General features: G+C 64.1%; 14 protein-coding genes. 4 read left to right on the top strand and 10 right to left on the bottom strand.

Translation table 11 applies throughout. The features are described 5' to 3' along the window. Window positions 1-66: 66 nt before the first annotated feature. The 8 genes from fdhA to WIN67_RS28390 all read right to left on the bottom strand — a co-directional run bounded on the left by fdhA (window position 67) and on the right by WIN67_RS28390 (window position 10,083). Complete coding sequence (gene fdhA / locus WIN67_RS28355; RefSeq protein WP_047306414.1) at window positions 67-1,266, bottom strand: formaldehyde dehydrogenase, glutathione-independent; 1,200 nt, start codon at window positions 1,264-1,266, stop codon at window positions 67-69. Window positions 1,267-1,450: 184 nt separating this feature from the next. Continuing rightward, window positions 1,451-2,308 carry a formyltetrahydrofolate deformylase gene (purU, locus tag WIN67_RS28360; RefSeq protein ID WP_060841437.1) on the bottom strand — a complete coding sequence of 286 codons (858 nt, stop codon included), beginning with the start codon at window positions 2,306-2,308 and terminating at the stop codon, window positions 1,451-1,453. Window positions 2,309-2,426: 118 nt separating this feature from the next. Beyond that, window positions 2,427-3,059, bottom strand: coding sequence for a sarcosine oxidase subunit gamma (locus WIN67_RS28365; RefSeq protein WP_047306416.1), 633 nt, complete (start codon window positions 3,057-3,059; stop codon window positions 2,427-2,429). A gap of 158 nt (window positions 3,060-3,217) precedes the next feature. Then, the gene (locus tag WIN67_RS28370) at window positions 3,218-6,235 is read right to left on the bottom strand and encodes a sarcosine oxidase subunit alpha (RefSeq protein ID WP_110594433.1); all 3,018 of its coding nucleotides are present in this window, start codon (window positions 6,233-6,235) and stop codon (window positions 3,218-3,220) included. Next, window positions 6,232-6,534, bottom strand: a complete 303-nt coding sequence (locus tag WIN67_RS28375) for a sarcosine oxidase subunit delta (protein WP_011063902.1) — start codon at window positions 6,532-6,534, stop codon at window positions 6,232-6,234. The genes WIN67_RS28370 and WIN67_RS28375 overlap by 4 nt, the downstream gene beginning before the upstream one ends. 14 nt (window positions 6,535-6,548) lie before the next feature. After that, window positions 6,549-7,799 carry a sarcosine oxidase subunit beta family protein gene (locus WIN67_RS28380; RefSeq protein ID WP_016964291.1) on the bottom strand — a complete coding sequence of 417 codons (1,251 nt, stop codon included), beginning with the start codon at window positions 7,797-7,799 and terminating at the stop codon, window positions 6,549-6,551. 23 nt (window positions 7,800-7,822) lie between these two features. Next, window positions 7,823-9,076 (bottom strand): serine hydroxymethyltransferase, encoded by a 1,254-nt coding sequence (locus WIN67_RS28385; protein ID WP_047289636.1) that lies wholly within the window; start codon window positions 9,074-9,076, stop codon window positions 7,823-7,825. A gap of 266 nt (window positions 9,077-9,342) precedes the next feature. Then, window positions 9,343-10,083, bottom strand: coding sequence for a TraX family protein (locus WIN67_RS28390; RefSeq protein ID WP_339070342.1), 741 nt, complete (start codon window positions 10,081-10,083; stop codon window positions 9,343-9,345). Window positions 10,084-10,199: 116 nt separating this feature from the next. On the opposite strand from WIN67_RS28390, the gene WIN67_RS28395 reads away from it, so the two are divergent. The 3 genes from WIN67_RS28395 (at window position 10,200) to WIN67_RS28405 (ending at window position 13,763) form a co-directional block, all read left to right on the top strand. Then, window positions 10,200-11,240: a threonine aldolase family protein gene (locus WIN67_RS28395; RefSeq protein WP_306382315.1), complete on the top strand. Its 1,041-nt coding sequence runs from the start codon at window positions 10,200-10,202 to the stop codon at window positions 11,238-11,240. Window positions 11,241-11,493: 253 nt separating this feature from the next. Further along, complete coding sequence (locus tag WIN67_RS28400; RefSeq protein WP_102881087.1) at window positions 11,494-12,939, top strand: purine-cytosine permease family protein; 1,446 nt, start codon at window positions 11,494-11,496, stop codon at window positions 12,937-12,939. Then, on the top strand, window positions 12,936-13,763 hold the full coding sequence (locus tag WIN67_RS28405; protein ID WP_339070343.1) for a nitrilase-related carbon-nitrogen hydrolase: 828 nt from the start codon (window positions 12,936-12,938) through the stop codon (window positions 13,761-13,763). Before WIN67_RS28400 ends, WIN67_RS28405 begins: the two co-directional genes overlap by 4 nt. Window positions 13,764-13,833: 70 nt before the next feature. Here the strand turns inward: WIN67_RS28405 and gbcB are convergent, their stop codons facing one another. Beyond that, window positions 13,834-14,934, bottom strand: a complete 1,101-nt coding sequence (gene gbcB, locus WIN67_RS28410; RefSeq protein WP_102881089.1) for a glycine-betaine demethylase subunit GbcB — start codon at window positions 14,932-14,934, stop codon at window positions 13,834-13,836. A 290-nt stretch (window positions 14,935-15,224) separates the two neighbouring features. Here gbcB and gbcA point away from each other — a divergent pair, with 290 nt between their 5' ends. Beyond that, window positions 15,225-16,520 carry a glycine-betaine demethylase subunit GbcA gene (gene gbcA / locus WIN67_RS28415; protein WP_102881090.1) on the top strand — a complete coding sequence of 432 codons (1,296 nt, stop codon included), beginning with the start codon at window positions 15,225-15,227 and terminating at the stop codon, window positions 16,518-16,520. A 180-nt stretch (window positions 16,521-16,700) separates the two neighbouring features. Here the strand turns inward: gbcA and WIN67_RS28420 are convergent, their stop codons facing one another. Next, complete coding sequence (locus tag WIN67_RS28420; protein ID WP_102881091.1) at window positions 16,701-17,957, bottom strand: metallophosphoesterase family protein; 1,257 nt, start codon at window positions 17,955-17,957, stop codon at window positions 16,701-16,703. Window positions 17,958-18,003 lie beyond the last annotated feature (46 nt).

Genomic DNA, 18,003 nt, shown 5'->3' on the forward strand with positions numbered 1-18,003 from the left:
CGTTCTCGGTAAGAGAAGGCGGCGTTTTAAGTGACTGACAGGCTTCAACCCAAAGGCTGACGGTCCTCAGGCAGCGCTGAACAGCTTGTGCGGGTCGATGACGAATTTCTTCGGCACGCCGGCGTCGAACTCGCCATAGCCGCGCGGGGCATCGTCAAGGCTGATGACTTGCACGCCCACCACTTCGGCGATGTTGATGCGGTCCCACATGATGGCCTGCATCAGTTGGCGGTTGTATTTCATCACCGGGGTCTGGCCGGTGTGGAAGCTGTGGGACTTGGCCCAGCCCAGGCCGAAGCGGATGCTCAGGCTGCCCATCTTCGCCGCGGCGTCCACCGCGCCCGGGTCTTCGGTGACGTACAGACCGGGAATGCCGATCTTGCCCGCCACCCGTACCACGCCCATCAGCGAGTTGAGCACGGTGGCCGGGGCTTCGTGCTGGGCACCGGCATGGCCGTGGCCCCGGGCTTCGAAGCCCACGGCGTCCACCGCGCAGTCGACTTCCGGCTCGCCCAGCAGGGCGGCGATCTGTTCGTGCAGCGGGGTGTCCTTGGACAGGTCGGCAATTTCAAAACCCTGGGCCTTGGCGTGGGCCAGGCGCACCGGGTTGACGTCGCCGACGATCACCACCGCCGCCCCCAGCAGGCGCGCAGACGCAGCGGCGGCCAGGCCGACCGGGCCGGCCCCGGCCACATAAACGCTGCTGCCCGGGCCAACGCCGGCAGTCACCGCGCCGTGATAACCGGTGGGCAGGATGTCGGAGAGGCAGGTCAGGTCGCGGATCTTCTCCATGGCCTTGTCGCGATCCGGCAGTTTCAGCAGGTTGAAGTCGGCGTAAGGCACCAGCACGTACTCGGCCTGGCCGCCGGTCCAGTCGCCCATGTCGACGTAGCCGTAGGCGCCACCGGCGCGGGCCGGGTTGACGGTCAGGCAGACCCCGGTGTGTTGCTCCTTGCAGGAACGGCAGCGCCCGCACGCCACGTTGAACGGCACCGACACCAGATCACCGATCTTCAGGTTCTCGACGTCGCTGCCCTTCTCGATGACTTCGCCAGTGATTTCATGACCCAGGACCAGGCCGACCTGGGCGGTGGTACGGCCACGGACCATGTGTTGGTCCGAACCGCAGATGTTGGTGGAGACTACGCGCAGGATGACGCCGTGCTCGATCTTCCTGCCGCGCGGGTCCTGCATTTTTGGATAGTCGATTTTCTGTACCTCGACCTTGCCGCTGCCCAGATACACGACACCACGATTACCAGACATGCTTTCACCTCGCTGTTGTTGTTATGGAACCGTGTGACCCAAAGGGGGAAACACGTGGATTGCTCGGGTACGGATGCTGTTTCGTTTTCAAAATCGCTTTCGCGAGCAAGCTCGCTCCCACACGGCGTGACTCCCGTAGGAGCGAGCTTGCTCGCGAAGGGCTGCGCAGCAGCCCCAAGAATCATCAGAGCACTACCGTGCGGTTGCCGTTCAAGAACACCCGCCGTTCGATGTGATAACCCACCGCCCGAGCCAGGGTCAGGCCTTCAATGTCACGCCCCTTGGCGATCAGGTCTTCGGGGTAGTAACTGTGGTCCACCACTTCCACGCCCTGGGCGATGATCGGGCCTTCGTCCAGGTCGTTGTTGATGTAGTGCGCCGTGGCCCCCACCAGTTTCACGCCCTTGTTGTAAGCCTGGTGATAAGGCTTGGCGCCCTTGAAGCCCGGCAGCAGCGAGTGATGGATATTGATCGCCTTGCCATCGAGCTTGCGGCACAGCTCCGGCGACAGCACTTGCATGTAGCGGGCAAGGATCACCAGTTCGGCGCCGGACTCCTCGATCACCTGCCACACCTGACGCTCCTGGGACGGCTTGTCATTGGGGTCGAGGGGGAAGTGGTGGTAGGGAATCTGGTGCCAGTCGGCCAGGGGCTTGAGGTCCGGGTGGTTGGACACCACCGCCACCACGTCCATGGGCAACTGGCCGATGCGCTGGCGGTAGAGCAGGTCGTTGAGGCAGTGGTCGGCCTTGGAGACCATGATCACCACCTTCGGCCGGTAGTGCGGCGCGGTCAGCTCGAAGTTCATCTCGAAGGCTTTGGCGCGCTCGGCCAGCCCCTGACGAAAGCCCTGTTCGTCGAGGCCGTCGGGCTGGCGAAATTCCACGCGAATGAAAAAGCGGCCCGAGAGTCGGTCATCGAAGGAGTGGTGCTCGGTGACGTAGCAACCCTGCTCGAACAGAAAGCGGGTCACCGCGTCCACCGTGCCGAGCACGCTGGGGCAGTCGGCGGTGAGAATCCATGTATCGGGGGCGCGGCTCATCAGATGGGCTCCTGTTGACGAAAGCACTGTAGCCGCTGCCGAAGGCTGCGCTCGGCCCCGCAGGGGGCGGCTCTTCGAGCCTTGTCGCAGCCCGCGGCAGCGGCCACAGGGTTAGGGTTCAGGCCTGGACGCTGAGGCCATATTCGGCGGCGGCATCCTGCAGCCACATCCACCAGTAATCGGAGAAGCTGCGGCGCACCAGCAACTCCCAGGTGTCTTCGCCGGTACGGCGGATCACCAGTTGCGACTTGGCGAACACCGTGCCCACCGCCTTGCCCACCGGGAAGTTGTTGGGGTGCACGTCGTAGCTGGTGGACTTCATCAGCACCTGGCGCACGTTGGGGCCGGACAGTTCGAGGATCTGCTGGCCGCCGCTGACGTTGACGATCTGGATATGCAGGTCGCCCAGGGCGGCGCGCAGGTTCTGCTCGGCGGCGAACTCTTCGCCGCTGGGCACGATCAGCAGCCACTCATCCGGGCCCAGCCATTGCAGGCTGGTTTCACCCTTGACCACCACGCTCAGGGCACCCGGCAATTCGATGCCCAGGGCCTTGTGCACGCCGGCGGCGAAGGCCGGATCGTGGCCGTCGCCACGGATCGTCAGGTGACCGAGGAGTTTTTTCTCGCGCAGGATCACACCGGCGTTCTTGCGGCCCTTGCCCACCAGGCTCGGCAGGTCGGCGTGGTGCAAAGACGACTCGGCCTTGGCCCCGGTGGTGGGGCGCTGTTGGTAAACGTTGACTGCGGTCATGGAGCACCTGTCCTTTATTCTGTGGTCCGGTTCCGGTTGCCGCTGCCAGGGGCTGCGGTCGCTTGGGAACCGGGCGCAAGGTTTTGCATCCCGGGCAGGTCCTGCGGACCTTGGCGCAGCCTGCGGCAGTGGCTACAGGGTGCGTGCCCGGGTTCATGTCATATGTTCTGGCGGTCGCCCTTGGGGTCGAAGAACACCGAGGAAACGATTTCCGCCTCGATCACCCGGCCATCGGCCAGGGGCGCGAAGACCCGCTCGCCCAGGCGCTTGAGGCCGCCCTTGACCACACCCAGGGCAAAGGAATAACCCAGGGAGTTGTGGGCGTAGCTGGAGGTCACGTGACCGACCATGCTCATGGGAATCGCCTGCTTGGGGTTGAACACCAGTTGCGCGCCTTCCGGCAACCACTGGGTCGGGTCGATCGGCTTGAGGCCCACCAGTTGCTTGCGTTGCTCGCGCACGCAGTCTTCACGGTTCATGCCGCGCCAGCCGATCCACGAGAACGGCTTGGTCCGGCCCACGCACCAACCCATGTTCAGGTCGTCCGGGGTCATCGAGCCGTCGGTGTCCTGGCCGACGATGATGAAACCCTTCTCGGCCCGCAGCACGTGCATGGTTTCGGTGCCGTAAGGGGTCAGGTTGTACTTCTTGCCAGCCTCGACGATCTGCTCCAGCACACCCATGGCGTAGTCGGCCTGGACGTTGACCTCGTAGGACAGCTCGCCAGTGAACGAGATACGGAACACCCGCGCCGGCACGCCGCCCACCAGGCCTTCCTTCCAGGTCATGAACGGGAAGCCGTCCTTGTCCAGGTCGATGTCGGTGACTTCGCTCAGCAGCTTGCGGCTGTTGGGGCCCGACAGGGTCATGGTGGCCCAGTGGTCGGTGACCGAGGTGAAGTACACCTTGAGGTCCGGCCATTCGGTCTGCTGGTAGATCTCCAGCCACTGCAGCACGCGGGCCGCGCCGCCGGTGGTGGTGGTCATCAGGAAGTGGTTGTCGGCCAGACAGGCGGTGACGCCGTCGTCGAAGACCATGCCGTCTTCCTTGCACATCAGGCCGTAGCGGGCCTTGCCCACGTCGAGCTTGGTCCAGGCGTTGGTGTAGATGCGGTTGAGGAATTCCCGGGCGTCCGGGCCCTGGATGTCGATCTTGCCCAGGGTCGAGGCATCCAGCAGGCCGACGCTATCGCGCACCGCCAGGCATTCACGCTTGACTGCGGCATGCAGGTCTTCGCCGTTTTTCGGGAAGTACCAAGGGCGCTTCCACTGGCCGACGTCTTCGAACTCGGCGCCGTTCTTCACATGCCAGGCATGCAGCGCGGTGAAACGCACCGGCTCGAAGATGTGCCCACAGTGACGACCGGCCACGGCGCCGAAGGTGATCGGCGTGTAGTTCGGGCGGAACATGGTGGTGCCCATCTGCGGGATGCTGACGTTCAGCGAACGGGCGGCAATGGCCAGGCCGTTGACGTTGCCCAGCTTGCCCTGGTCGGTGCCGAAGCCCAGCGCGGTATAGCGCTTGACGTGCTCCACCGACTCGAAGCCCTCGCGGGTCGCCAGTTCGATGGCGGCGGCGGTGACGTCGTTCTGCAGGTCGACGAATTGCTTGGGCGCACGCGCGGTGCCTTTTTCATGGGGCACCTGGAACAGCGCCAGGGTCGGCTCTTCCAGGCGGGTCAGGGCTTTGGGCAACACGCCTTCCACGCTCTGGAATCCGGCTTCGCTGGCGGCGCGCACGCCACCTTCGAAACCGTCGGCCAGGGTGTCGCCGAGGCTGTAGACGCCGTTGATGCCACCGACACACACGCGTTTCTGCGGTGCTTCACCGGGCACGAAACCGAGGATGTCTTCACGCCACACCGGCTTGCCGCCCAGGTGCGAAGCCAGGTGCACCACCGGGCTGTAGCCGCCGGAGCTGGCGATCAGGTCGCAGTCGAGCCATTCGCCGGGGCTGGTGACCTTGTGCGCCTTGACGTCGATGGCCGCTACGCGCGCGCCAGTCACGTGCTTGCTGCCACGGGCCTCGATCACCGCACTGGAAGTGAGGATGCGAATACCCTTGGCCCGGGCTTCTTCCACCAGGGCGCCGCGGGGGTTGTGCCGCGCATCGGCGATGGCCACCACTTGCAGGCTGGCGTCGAGCCAGTCCAGGGCCACGCGGTAGGCGTGGTCGTTGTTGGTGGACAGCAGCAGTTTCTTGCCCGGGGCCACGCCGTAGCGACGCACGTAGGTGGAGACGGCACCGGCCAGCATGTTGCCGGGCACGTCGTTGTTGCCGTAGACCAGCGGCCGCTCGTGGGCGCCGGTGGCCAGCACCACGCGCTTGGCGCGGACCCGGTGGATACGCTGGCGCACCTGGCCAATCGGCGCGCGGTCGCCGAGGTGATCGGTGAGACGCTCGTGAATGGTCAGGAAGTTATGGTCGTGGTAGCCGTTGACCGTGGCCCGTGGCAGCAGCAATACATCCGGCAGCGACTTGAGCTCGGCGACCACACTGGCCACCCACTCCACCGCCGGCTTGCCGTCCAGGCTTTCGCGGCTGTCCAGCAGGCTGCCGCCGAATTCTTCCTGCTCATCGGCCAGGATCACTCGGGCGCCACTGCGGGCAGCGGCCAGCGCAGCTGCAAGACCAGCAGGACCGCCACCGACAATCAGCACGTCGCAGTGCTGGTTCATGTTGTCGTAGGTGTCCGGATCGTTCTCGGTGGGCGAACGGCCAAGGCCCGCTGCCTTGCGGATGTACTTCTCGTAGGTCATCCAGAACGATTGCGGGTACATGAAGGTTTTGTAGTAGAAGCCCGGCGGCATCAGCTTGCCGCCGACCTTGCCGAGAATCCCCATCATGTCGTTGTTGACGCTGGGCCAGCCGTTGGTGCTGGTGGCCACCAGGCCCTGGTACAGCGCCTGTTGAGTGGCGCGCACGTTGGGGATCTGGGTGGCTTCGGTGGCGCCGATCTGCAGCACCGCGTTGGGCTCTTCGCAGCCCGCGGCGAAGATGCCCCGGGGCCGGGAATACTTGAAGCTGCGACCGATGATGTCCACGCCGTTGGCCAACAGGGCCGAGGCCAGGGTGTCGCCCTCGAAGCCCTTGTAGGTCTGGCCGTTGAAGGTGAAGGTCAGGACTTTGTTGCGGTCGATGCGCCCGCCGTTGGACAGGCGATTGGTCTGGCTCATACCTTCTCTCCAGCAGCCTTGGCGGTGAACTGCGGTTTGGTGCCAATCTTGTAGGTTTCAAGAATTTCGTAGGTCACGGTGTCGCGGGTGGCGTTGAAGTACTGGCGGCAACCGGCGGCGTGGATCCACAGCTCGTGGTGCAGGCCGCGAGGGTTATCGCGGAAGAACATGTAGTCGCCCCACTCCTCGTCGGTGCAGGCGTTGGGGTCCAGCGGCCGGGGAATGTGCGCCTGGCCGGACGAGTGGAATTCCTCTTCGGAGCGCAGCTCGCCGCAGTGAGGACAGAAGATATGCAACATAGGGAGTTGTCCTTTTAGTGGGCGACCGCAGCAGCGCCGTGTTCGTCGATCAGCGCGCCGTTGTGGAAACGGTCGATGGAGAAAGGGGCGGCCAATGGATGCATCTCGCCCTTGGCCAGACTCGCGGCAAACACGTTGCCCGAGCCCGGGGTGGCCTTGAAGCCGCCGGTGCCCCAACCGCAGTTGAAGAACATGTTCGGCACCGGGGTCTTGGAAATGATCGGGCAGGCGTCCGGGCTGGTGTCGACGATGCCGCCCCACTGGCGGTTCATGCGCACTCGGGAGAGGACCGGGAACATCTCGACGATGGCCTGGATGGTGTGTTCGATCACCGGATAGGAGCCGCGCTGGCCGTAGCCGACCCAGCCGTCGATACCGGCGCCGATCACCAGGTCGCCCTTGTCCGACTGGCTGATATAGCCGTGCACCGCGTTGGACATGATCACGCTGTCGATGATCGGCTTGATCGGCTCCGACACCAGCGCTTGCAGCGGGTGGGATTCGATCGGCAGGCGGAAACCGGCGAGCTTGGCCATGTGCCCGGAGTTACCGGCGGTGACCACACCGACGCGCTTGGCGCCGATAAAGCCCTTGTTGGTCTCGACGCCGATGCACACGCCGTTTTCCTTGCGAAAACCGATGACTTCGGTCTGCTGGATCAGGTCCACGCCCAGGGCGTCGGCAGCCCGGGCAAAACCCCAGGCCACGGCGTCGTGACGGGCCACGCCGCCACGGCGCTGGACTGTGGCGCCGAGGATCGGGTAACGGGTGTTTTTCGAGCAATCCAGGTAGGGAATCTCGTCCGCCACCTGCTGGGTGTTGAGCAGCTCGCCATCGATGCCGTTGAGGCGGTTGGCGCTGACCCGGCGCTCGGAATCACGGATGTCCTGCAGGGTGTGGCACAGGTTGTAGACCCCGCGCTGGGAGAACATCACGTTGTAGTTGAGGTCCTGGGACAGGCCTTCCCACAACTTCATGGCGTGTTCGTAAAGCTGCGCCGACTCGTCCCACAGGTAGTTGGAACGCACGATGGTGGTGTTGCGCGCAGTGTTGCCGCCACCCAGCCAGCCCTTTTCCACCACCGCGACATTGGTGATGCCGTGTTCCTTGGCCAGGTAGTAGGCCGTGGCCAGGCCATGCCCGCCACCGCCGACGATGACCACGTCGTAGACCTTCTTCGGGGTCGGCGTGCGCCACATGCGCTGCCAGTTTTCATGGTGGCTGAGAGAGTGCTTGAAGAGGCCGAAGCCCGAATAGCGTTGCATAGTCATTGCTCCAGTTGCGGCTCTCAGCGGTAAACCGGGAAATCAGCGCACAGGGCTGCCACCTGGCGAGCGACATTGGCCTCGACGTCGGCATCGCCGAGGTGGTCGAGGATGTCGCAGATCCAACCGGCCAGTTCAGTGCACTGGGTGACCTTGAATCCGCGGGTGGTGACCGCCGGGGTGCCGATGCGCAGGCCGGAGGTGACAAACGGCGACTGCGGGTCGTTGGGCACGGCGTTCTTGTTCACGGTGATGTGGGCGCGGCCCAGGGCGGCGTCGGCATCCTTGCCGGTCAGGCCCTGACGGATCAGGCTGACCAGGAACAGATGGTTGTCGGTGCCACCGGACACTACATCGTAGCCGCGTTTGATAAATACGCCGGCCATGGCCTGGGCGTTGTCGATCACCTGTTGCTGGTAGGCCTTGAACCCGGGCTCCAGCGCTTCCTTGAAGCACACCGCCTTGGCGGCGATCACGTGCATCAACGGACCGCCCTGGGCACCCGGGAACACCGCAGCGTTGAGTTTCTTCTCGATCTCTTCGTTGGCCTTGGCCAGGATCAGGCCACCACGGGGACCGCGCAGAGTCTTGTGGGTGGTGGTGGTGACCACGTCGGCATAAGGCAGCGGGTTGGGATACAGACCGGCGGCCACCAGCCCGGCGACGTGGGCCATGTCGACGAACAGCAGCGCCCCGACCTTGTCGGCAATCTGCCGGAAGCGCGGGAAGTCCAGGGTCTTGGAGTAGGCCGAGAAGCCGGCGACGATCATCTTCGGCTTATGTTCCACGGCCAGACGCTCGACCTCGTCGTAGTCGATCAGCCCGGTGCGGGTATCGATGCCGTACTGCACGGCGTTGTACAGCTTGCCCGAGGACGACACCTTGGCGCCGTGGGTCAAGTGGCCGCCATGGGCCAGGCTCATGCCGAGGATGGTGTCGCCGGCCTGCAGCAGGGCCAGGTACACCGCGCTGTTGGCGGAAGAACCGGAGTGCGGCTGGACGTTGGCATAATCGGCGCCGAACAGCTGCTTGGCACGCTCGATGGCCAGGGCCTCGACCTTGTCCACATGCTCGCAGCCACCGTAGTAGCGCTTGCCCGGGTAGCCCTCGGCGTACTTGTTGGTCAGCCCGCTGCCTTGCGCCTGCATCACCCGCTTGCTGGTGTAGTTCTCCGACGCAATCAGCTCGATGTGATCTTCCTGGCGTTGTTCCTCGGCATTGATCGCCGCCAGCAGTGCATCGTCGTAACCCTGGATCTGGTCTTGCTTGCTGAACATCACGTCTCTCCCAGCGGCGGCGCTGCGCCTTTCGTCTCGGTGAGGCCAGCCTTAAAGCTGCGCCCTTTGGATGCGATGGTATGACCGGCAAGGGGAACTCAAATGCCTATGGACGCCACGCAAAGGTGCGTTTACGACATGCCTTGGCGCCCACGGACAAATGCCTCGAACCGCTGCCCAGTGAAGGCTCTGGATCGGCGCCTTCAGGATCTCCGCGTCTGCTGCATCGCAATGCCGCCCAAGCCGTTCGCAGCCTGCGGCAGCGGCTACAGGAGTTGGCGCAGGGCCAGCAGCAGGAGAAAGTGCGCCGGGTACAGCAGGTAGGCCCAGCGGCGCATGGCCGGCACCGACCTGCCACGCAGCCCCCGCAGCAGCATCACTCCCAGCCACGGCGCCAGCAGACAAACGGCAATACCGCAGGTCGCCACCGGATTGCCCAGGCGCGCCGCCGGGAACAAGGTTTCCCACTGGTTGGCCGCCAGACACAAGGCCCCGGGCAACAGGCTGAAATACCAGGGGCGACGCAGCACCAGCAGCAAGGCCAGTGGCAGCAACACCCCGAAGGCGCCAAACATCAGCCAGCGGGAAAAAACCAGCGCCAGCAACAGGGCCACCAGGCCAAGCGCCAAGGCCAGTCCCCGACGCTGCTGCCAGCCCCGGGCCACCAGCAGGCCCAGGGCCAGGGTCGGCAACACATTCAAGGTGTCGGGATCAGGCACAAACAGGCGATAGGGAATCTCGCTCAGCAGGCTGAATAGCAGCAGCCAGCCCAGGTAACGCCATGGTCCGGGCCGACGGTCGGTTTCAACCCTGGCCCGGGTCAGATTCACCGCCATCGCCAGGCAGAACCAGGGAAACGCCAGGCGCCCCGGCACGTACAGCCAGTCCAGGCTCAAGCCCACATACCGCAGGTGATCCAGCACCATGCTCAGCAGCGCCAGCCACTTCAGCGCATCCAGCGCCTCATCGCGCCGGCGGTTGTCGGTTTTCAGCATCGCATCACGCATAAATCCTTATGGGCCCTGCATTATTCCGGCATAAACAGAGCGTGTGCTCGGCCATTGTTCTTGGGTAAAGTGCGCACCATCATCGACCACGGAACTCTCTTACACGGAAGCCGGCCATGACCGACAAAAGCCAACAGTTCGCCAGCGACAACTACTCCGGCATCTGCCCTGAAGCCTGGGCCGCCATGGAGCAGGCCAACCACGGCCACGAGCGCGCTTACGGCGACGATCAGTGGACCGCTCGCGCCGCCGATCATTTCCGCAAGCTCTTTGAAACCGACTGCGAAGTGTTTTTCGCCTTCAACGGCACCGCCGCCAACTCCCTGGCCCTGTCGTCGCTGTGCCAGAGTTACCACAGCGTGATCTGCTCGGAAACCGCCCACGTCGAAACCGACGAATGCGGCGCTCCGGAGTTCTTCTCCAACGGTTCCAAACTGCTGATCGCCGGCACCCAGAACGGCAAGCTGACCCCGGAATCGATCCGCGAGATCGCCCTCAAGCGCCAGGACATCCACTATCCCAAGCCGCGGGTGGTGACCCTGACCCAGGCCACCGAAGTGGGCAGCGTCTACACCCCTGAAGAAGTCCGTGCCATCAGCGCCACCTGCAAGGAACTGGGGCTGAACCTGCACATGGACGGCGCGCGTTTCTCCAACGCCTGCGCCTTCCTCGGCTGCACCCCAGCGGAGCTGACCTGGAAGGCCGGCGTCGACGTGCTGTGCTTTGGCGGTACGAAAAACGGCATGGCGGTGGGTGAAGCGATCCTGTTCTTCAACCACAAGCTGGCGGAAGACTTCGACTACCGCTGCAAGCAGGCCGGCCAGCTGGCCTCGAAAATGCGCTTTCTCTCGGCGCCCTGGGTCGGCCTCTTGGAACACGACGCCTGGCTCAAGCACGCCCGCCACGCCAACCACTGCGCGCAGTTGCTGGCCCAACTGGTGGCCGACATCCCTGGCGTGGAGCTGATGTTCCCGGTGCAGGCCAACGGCGTGTTCCTGCAACTTTCGGAACCGGCGATTGCCGCCCTGACGGCCAAGGGCTGGCGCTTCTACACCTTCATCGGCAAGGGCGGCGCGCGCTTCATGTGCTCCTGGGACACCGAAGAAGAGCGCGTGCGCGAACTGGCAGCGGACATCCGCACCGTCATGAGCGCCTGACCCATCCCTTTCGCATGTAGGAGCTGGCTGGCCAGCGAAGAGGCCCGCAACCCGGGCGCCGGTCTCACAGGCGCCTTCGCCGGCAAGCCGGCTCCTACAACGGCCAGCGCACCTCCCACCCCGCAGGAGCTGGCTGGCCAGCGAAAGCATCAGTTCACAAATTCCTGAACTGATTATTTGCCCCTGCTGATTCAACATCCGCCACCTTTATCCGAGACTCCGGGGTCGACCTATAAAAACAAAGGCTCCACCCATGACGACTCAGTCTTGCGTCACCGAAAAGGCCCAGTCTCCTGGCCTTGCGATCGAAACCCGTTCCATCGACTACGTGCCGCGCAACGAGCGCCACGGCAAGGTCTGGCACCAGGGACCGTTCTGGTTCACCGGCAACTTCGTGCTCACCACCATGGTCACCGGCTTCACCGGCGCGGCCCTGGGCCTGAGTCTGCCCTATGCCATCCTGGCGATCGTCATCGGTGTGTGCCTGGGCACCTTCTGCATGGCCTTCCACGCCAACCAGGGCCCGCGCATGGGCCTGCCGCAGATGATCCAGTCCCGCGCCCAGTTCGGCCTGCGCGGGGCCATCGTGCCGTTCACCGCGGTGGTGTTCGTCTACATAGGCTTCAACGTGTTCAACGTGATCCTCGCCACCGACGCCATCAACACAGTGATCCCCGGGGCCCGGGCGCCCTGGTACACCCTGATGATCGCCATCGCGGTGCTGATCGCGGTGGTTGGCCATGACCTGTTGCACACCGTGCAGCGCTGGCTGACCTACGTGATGATCAGCGTGTTCGCGGTGCTCACCGTCAGCGCCCTGCTGACCCTGCAGGCCGACTCGGCCCTGGCCGACCCGCAGTTTTCCTGGTCGGCGTTCCTGATCCAGCTGTCGGCCGCCGCCGGTTACCAGATCAGCTATTCGGTGTACGTCTCCGACTATTCGCGCTACCTGCCGCACCAGACGCCGTCGCGCCAGGTGATTTTCTGGACCTACCTGGGCGCCGCCGGCTCGGCCCTGTGGCTGATGTCCCTGGGAGCCTTCCTGGCCTCGGCCCTGCCCTCGCCGGACGCCATTGCCAGCGTGCGCGAAGTGGGCAACACCCTGATTCCCGGCTTCGGCACCTTCACCGTGCTGATCGCGGTGCCGGCTTTGGTGGGCATCATGGCAGTCAACTGCTATGGCGCGATGCTCACCGGCATCAGTGCCATTGACGGTTTCAAGTCGATCAAGCCCAACCTCAAGAGCCGGGTAACCGGCATCCTGCTGGTGGCGGTGGTGATCTTCCTGATCGCCATGAACATTCCCGAAAGCTACCTGGGCAGCTTCAACACCTTTGTCCTGCTGATGCTGTACTTCCTGGTGCCCTGGACCGCGGTCAACCTCGCGGACTTCTACCTGGTGCGCAAAGGCCGCTACGCCATCAGCCACATCTTCAATCCCGCCGGCATTTATGGCCGCTGGTCCAGCGCCGGGTTGCTGGCCTACTTCCTCGGTTTGCTGGCGATGGTGCCGTTCATGTCCCTGAGCTTCTACCAGGGCCCACTGTCCCAGGCCCTGGGCGGCGCCGACGTCGCCTTCGTGATTGGCCTGGCGGTGGCCGGGCTGGTCTACTGGGCGCTGACCCGCAACCTGGACCTGGAAGCCGAACGCCTGGCTATCCAGGCCAGCGAACAGCAACTGGAAGGAGGCGCGCAATGATCCCCCAGACATCCCTGAAAGTGGCCTGCCAGCAACTGGCACCACGAATCGGCGACCTGGACTACAACCGCACCCTCAGCACCGAGGCCATCCGCCAGGCCGCCGCCCACGGCGCCCAAGTGGTGGTGCTGCCGGAGCTGGTGCAGAGCGGCTACGTGTTCCGCGACCTGCAAGAAGCCCTGGCGCTTTCGGAAAGCCTCGACGGGCCGACCTTGAGCCTGTGGAAAACCCTGGCCGAAGAACTGCAGGTGGTGATTGTCGGCGGCTTCTGCGAGCGCCTGGACGATCAGCGAGTGGCCAACAGCGCCGCCCTGATCGAGCCTGAAGGAACGCTGACGGTGTATCGCAAGGCGCACCTGTGGGACCGGGAGAACCTGATCTTCACCCCGGGCGACGAGCCGCCCCCCGTGGTGCCCACCCGCTTCGGGCCGATCGCCATGATGATCTGCTACGACCTGGAGTTCCCCGAATGGGTGCGCCTGCCGGCCCTGGCCGGGGCCGCGCTTTTGTGCGCGCCGGTGAACTGGCCAGACGGCCCGCGCCCGCCCAGCGAACGCCCGGCGGAGATGATTCGGGTACAGGCCAATGCGGCAGTCAATCGGATGTTCGTTGCCGCCTGCGACCGTTGTGGCGAGGAGCGTGGGGTGAACTGGGTGGGCGGCTCGACCATCGTCGATGCCGATGGCTATCCGTTGGCGGGCAAGAATCGGGAAAACGGGCAGCAGTTGCTGCTGGCGGAGCTGGAGCTGGCCCAGGCCTGGCACAAGTCCATCAGTGAACATAACCATGTGCACCTGGATCGGCGGCCGGCGTTGTATCAGTAGCCGGGTTGCCCCTGTTCGCTGGCAAGCCAGCTCCTACAGCAGATGGGTGTAGGAGCCGGCTTGCCGGCGATCAGAACTCCACGCGCACGTCGCCCTTGGGCACGCTGCAGCAGGACAGGATGTAGCCTTCGGCTTCGTCTTCCTCGGTGATCCCGCCGTTGTGTTCCATCACCACTTCGCCGCCCAGCTTGAGTACCTTGCAGGTGCCGCAGATGCCCATGCCGCAGGCCTTGGGGATCATCAGGCCGAGCTTGGCTGCGGCCGCGTGCACGGTTTCCCCCGGGGCCACGCGGATGCTCTTGCCGGAGGCGGTGAACTCCACCTGATGCAGGTCGGCGACATCCACTTCCGGCGCTTCGGCGGCTTGCTCGGCATGCTCCACGGCGTCGGCCCGGGCTTCGGGCGGGGTCGCGCCGAAAGATTCCTCGTGGTAGCGCGCCATGTCGAAGCCGGCAGCTTCCAGCAGGCGCTTGACCGCATTCATGTAAGGCGTCGGCCCGCAGCAGAACACTTCCCGCTCCAGGAAGTCCGGGGCCATCAGTTCCAGCATCTTGTGGTTCAGGTAGCCGCGATAGCCGGCCCAGGGCTCGCCCAGGCCGTGTTTCTCGCAGATCAGGTGCAGGCTGAAGTTGTCGATCCGCGACGCCATGTGTTCCAGCTCGCGGTGGTAAATGATGTCCTTGGGTGAGCGGGCGCTGTGGATGAACACCATGTCGACGTTGCCGTTGGTGTCGTAGAACCAGCGCGCCATGGACATCACCGGGGTGATGCCGACGCCGCCGCTGAGGTAAAGCACTTTCGGGCTGGGGAAATCGATGGCGTTGAACAGCCCCACCGGCCCGTGCACCGCCAGTTCCTGGCCTTCATGCAAGGTGTCGTGCAACCAGTTGGAGACCTTGCCGCCCGGCACGCGCTTGATGGTCACCGAGAAGCTGTAGGGCACCGATGGCGAGCTGGAGATGGTGTAGGAACGCATCACCGGCTGGCCTTCGATCTCCAGCTCCAGGGTGACGAACTGCCCCGGTTTGAAGAAGAACATGATCGGCTGGTCGGCCATGAAGCAGAAGGTCCGCACATCCCAGGTTTCCTGGATGACTTTGACGCAACGGACGATGTGACGGCCATTGGCCCAGGTCTGGGTGGTTACCGGGTTGAGGAAGGTGTTGGACATGCTGTTCTCCACGGCCGACTGTCGGCGTCTTGTCAGCGATTCTGCGTAAGGCTTCTCGCGCCCATTTACCTATCTGCGACATTCACATGCTTATCGCGACCAGCCCCCAGTTACAGGGGCTCCCCCGTCGGGAACAGATTGGGCCATGTCGCCCATGGATAAGGTTCAAGGCGCCCGCGGACCCACACTCGCCTCAAACACGACAACCGATTTTTCGTGACTTGCGTAGCACCCACCGTAGCCACTATTTAATTCGCCGGCCGCACCGAACGGCCATGAGGACTTGAACGATGGACGTCACCGCAACCCTGAGCTTGGGCGATCCACTGGAACCTGCACGCAAGGCCACTGCACAGATGCTGCAGGAGCGCGAGCGGACCTTCTCCCTGCCGCAGCCTTTCTACTGCGACGACAGGCTGTTCGATATCGACATGCAGGAGATTTTCCAGAAGGAATGGCTGATCGCCGGCATGACCTGCGAGATCCCCACCAAGGGCAACTACATCACCCTGCAGATCGGCAAGAACCCGATCATTGTCATCCGCGGCGCCGACGGTGTGGTCCACGCCTTCCACAACGTCTGCCGCCATCGCGGCTCGCGGCTGTGCACCAGCGACAAGGGCAAGGTGGCCAAGCTGGTCTGCCACTACCACCAGTGGACCTACGAACTGGACGGGCGCCTGCTGTTCGCCGGCACCGAGATGGGCGCCGACTTCGACATGAAGCAATACGGCCTGAAACCGGTGAACGTGAAAACCGCCGGCGGCTACATCTTCATCTCCCTGGCGGAGAATCCGCCGGCCATCGACGACTTCCTCTCCACGCTGGCCCATTACATGGAGCCCTACGACATGGAGAACACCAAGGTGGCGGTGCAGACCACCTTGCACGAAAAGGCCAACTGGAAGCTGGTACTGGAGAACAACCGCGAGTGCTACCACTGCGTCGGCTCGCACCCCGAGTTGCTGAAAACCCTGCTGGAATGGGACGACGTCACCGACCCCCGCGCCGACCAGGCGTTCAAGGACCATGTGGCCGCGTCCGCCGCCGCCTGGGAAGCCGAGAAGATCCCCTACGCTCACGCCAGCTTCGGCCTGCGCAATCGCATCGTGCGCATGCCCCTGCTCAAGGGCACCGTGTCCATGACCCTGGACGGCAAGCAGGGCTGCGCCAAGCTGATGGGACGGATCAAGAACCCGGACCTGGGCTCGATGCGCATCCTGCACCTGCCGCACTCGTGGAACCACTGCATGGGCGACCACATCATCGTGTTCACCGTGTGGCCCATCAGCGCTCAGGAAACCATCGTCACCACCAAGTGGATCGTGCACAAGGACGCGGTGGAAGGCGTGGACTACGACGTCGAGCGCATGCGTCAGGTGTGGGACGCCACCAACGCCCAGGACCGGCGCCTGGCGGAAGAAAACCAGCGTGGCATCAACTCCACCGCCTACCAGCCGGGTCCGTACTCCAAGACCTATGAGTTCGGCGTGGTCAACTTCGTCGACTGGTACAGCGAGCGCATGCTGAGCAACCTCGGCGCAGAACCGGCGCCTTATCTCAAGGGCGTGCCGGTCACTGGCTGACACCGCAGGAGTTCGGCAGCGGCTACAGGATTATGTAGCCGCTGCCGCAGGCTGCGAACGGCTTGGGCGGCATTGCGACGCGGCGAGTTTGAGAGCGCTTGAGGTCCGGCGGAAAACCGTCAAGCAAGGTCCTGCGGACCTTGTCGCAGCCTCGCGGGCTCGGCAGCGGCTACAGGGCCTTCAGGGCTGTGACCAACTGACCGCGCCGGTCTCGCCAATGAAGTCTTCGCTGATCTGCGAGCCGCTCAACTTCACTCTCACATAGCCATTGCGCACCCGCAGCGGGTAGTTCGGATCACCCGCCGACAGGGTTTCCGACCACAGCACCTGAGGGTTGCCTTTCAATTCGCGGGTGACGCCATAGGGAATCGCCCCGTGGCCGATGCAGCGCCCGTACATACCGTCCTTGGGCGCATAGCAGATGCCGTTGTGCAGGTGCCCCCAGTACCAGTAGTCCGGCACCCGACCCAGGGCCGCGACCACCTGTTTGTACAGCGCGGTCTGCTGCTGGCCGCTGATATCCAGCCCCTGGTGATGACTGAGGACCATGATCTTGCGCCCCTGCCCCTTGCTCGCCACCAGGTCCTTGAGCCATTGCTGCTGCGGGGGATTGAGGTTGCCGTCCATGTACAGGTTCATTTCATCGGCGGCATAGGCGCTGTCCAGGCCGACGATCAGCCAGTGGCTGTTGAACAGGGCGAAGTAGCTGGTGCCTTGCTGCTTGGGAAACAGCGCGGCGATCTCGGCAAAGTAGCCATGGGCACCGCTGTACATTTCATGGTTGGAGTTGAGGCTGAATGACGCCTGGCGGCCCATGGGCCAGTCGGCAAGGTCGGCGTTCTCTTCGCTGCCGGTACCGGCGTAATACACATCTCCCAGGTGGACGGTGAAATCCGGCTGGTCCTGCTTGATCAGGTCCGCCACGCGCTGCGCCGCCGAATTGGGTTGGAAGTAGCCGGTGCCCCAATCCCCGGCCATGTCCAGCAGCACGTTGTCGGCCATCTCGATCAGCGCCGGGGTGGTGCCGAAGGTCGCGTGCTTGCGCAGGTTCTCGATCCAGTTGAGCAAGGCCTCGCTCCAGCGCAGGTCCAGCAGCTCCCATTGGCGACAACCCAGCAGGGTGCCGTCCTTCATCACCTGGGTCTGCAGCTCGGCCACCGTTTGCGGCAAGGGCTTGGCGTTCCCCAGGTGCAGGACCGACAGGCCGTGGGCCAGCTCCCAGGGCACCGGCGCCTGACCGGGGGGCAAGTCGCCGTGAATCAGGGCGTACTGCGCCTGGTCATGGGCGCGCTGCAGCAGTTGCACGATCGCCTGCAGCTCCTTCGGTTCAAGCTCGCTACGGAGTTTTTTCCAGGCCAGCTCGAGCCTGGCCAGCAGCCCGTCGACCCGGGCTTTGACCTGTTCGTATTCATGTTCCAGATTGCTCACAAATGACATGCCGGCATCCCTCTTGATGGTCCCTTTGCCCAAACGCCGAACGGGC

The organism is Pseudomonas idahonensis (assembly GCF_037903935.1).
Taxonomy (GTDB): Bacteria; Pseudomonadota; Gammaproteobacteria; order Pseudomonadales; family Pseudomonadaceae; genus Aquipseudomonas; species Aquipseudomonas danubii.

Coding starts and splice junctions, on each gene's coding strand:
- gbcB (WP_102881089.1), bottom strand. CDS start 14,934: ATGTCCAACACCTTCCTCAACCCGGTAACCACCCAGACCTGGGCCAAT.
- WIN67_RS28420 (WP_102881091.1), bottom strand. CDS start 17,957: ATGTCATTTGTGAGCAATCTGGAACATGAATACGAACAGGTCAAAGCC.
- WIN67_RS28375 (WP_011063902.1), bottom strand. CDS start 6,534: ATGTTGCATATCTTCTGTCCTCACTGCGGCGAGCTGCGCTCCGAAGAG.
- WIN67_RS28365 (WP_047306416.1), bottom strand. CDS start 3,059: ATGACCGCAGTCAACGTTTACCAACAGCGCCCCACCACCGGGGCCAAG.
- WIN67_RS28370 (WP_110594433.1), bottom strand. CDS start 6,235: ATGAGCCAGACCAATCGCCTGTCCAACGGCGGGCGCATCGACCGCAAC.
- WIN67_RS28405 (WP_339070343.1), top strand. CDS start 12,936: ATGATCCCCCAGACATCCCTGAAAGTGGCCTGCCAGCAACTGGCACCA.
- WIN67_RS28380 (WP_016964291.1), bottom strand. CDS start 7,799: ATGCAACGCTATTCGGGCTTCGGCCTCTTCAAGCACTCTCTCAGCCAC.
- WIN67_RS28390 (WP_339070342.1), bottom strand. CDS start 10,083: ATGCGTGATGCGATGCTGAAAACCGACAACCGCCGGCGCGATGAGGCG.
- fdhA (WP_047306414.1), bottom strand. CDS start 1,266: ATGTCTGGTAATCGTGGTGTCGTGTATCTGGGCAGCGGCAAGGTCGAG.
- gbcA (WP_102881090.1), top strand. CDS start 15,225: ATGGACGTCACCGCAACCCTGAGCTTGGGCGATCCACTGGAACCTGCA.
- purU (WP_060841437.1), bottom strand. CDS start 2,308: ATGAGCCGCGCCCCCGATACATGGATTCTCACCGCCGACTGCCCCAGC.
- WIN67_RS28400 (WP_102881087.1), top strand. CDS start 11,494: ATGACGACTCAGTCTTGCGTCACCGAAAAGGCCCAGTCTCCTGGCCTT.
- WIN67_RS28385 (WP_047289636.1), bottom strand. CDS start 9,076: ATGTTCAGCAAGCAAGACCAGATCCAGGGTTACGACGATGCACTGCTG.
- WIN67_RS28395 (WP_306382315.1), top strand. CDS start 10,200: ATGACCGACAAAAGCCAACAGTTCGCCAGCGACAACTACTCCGGCATC.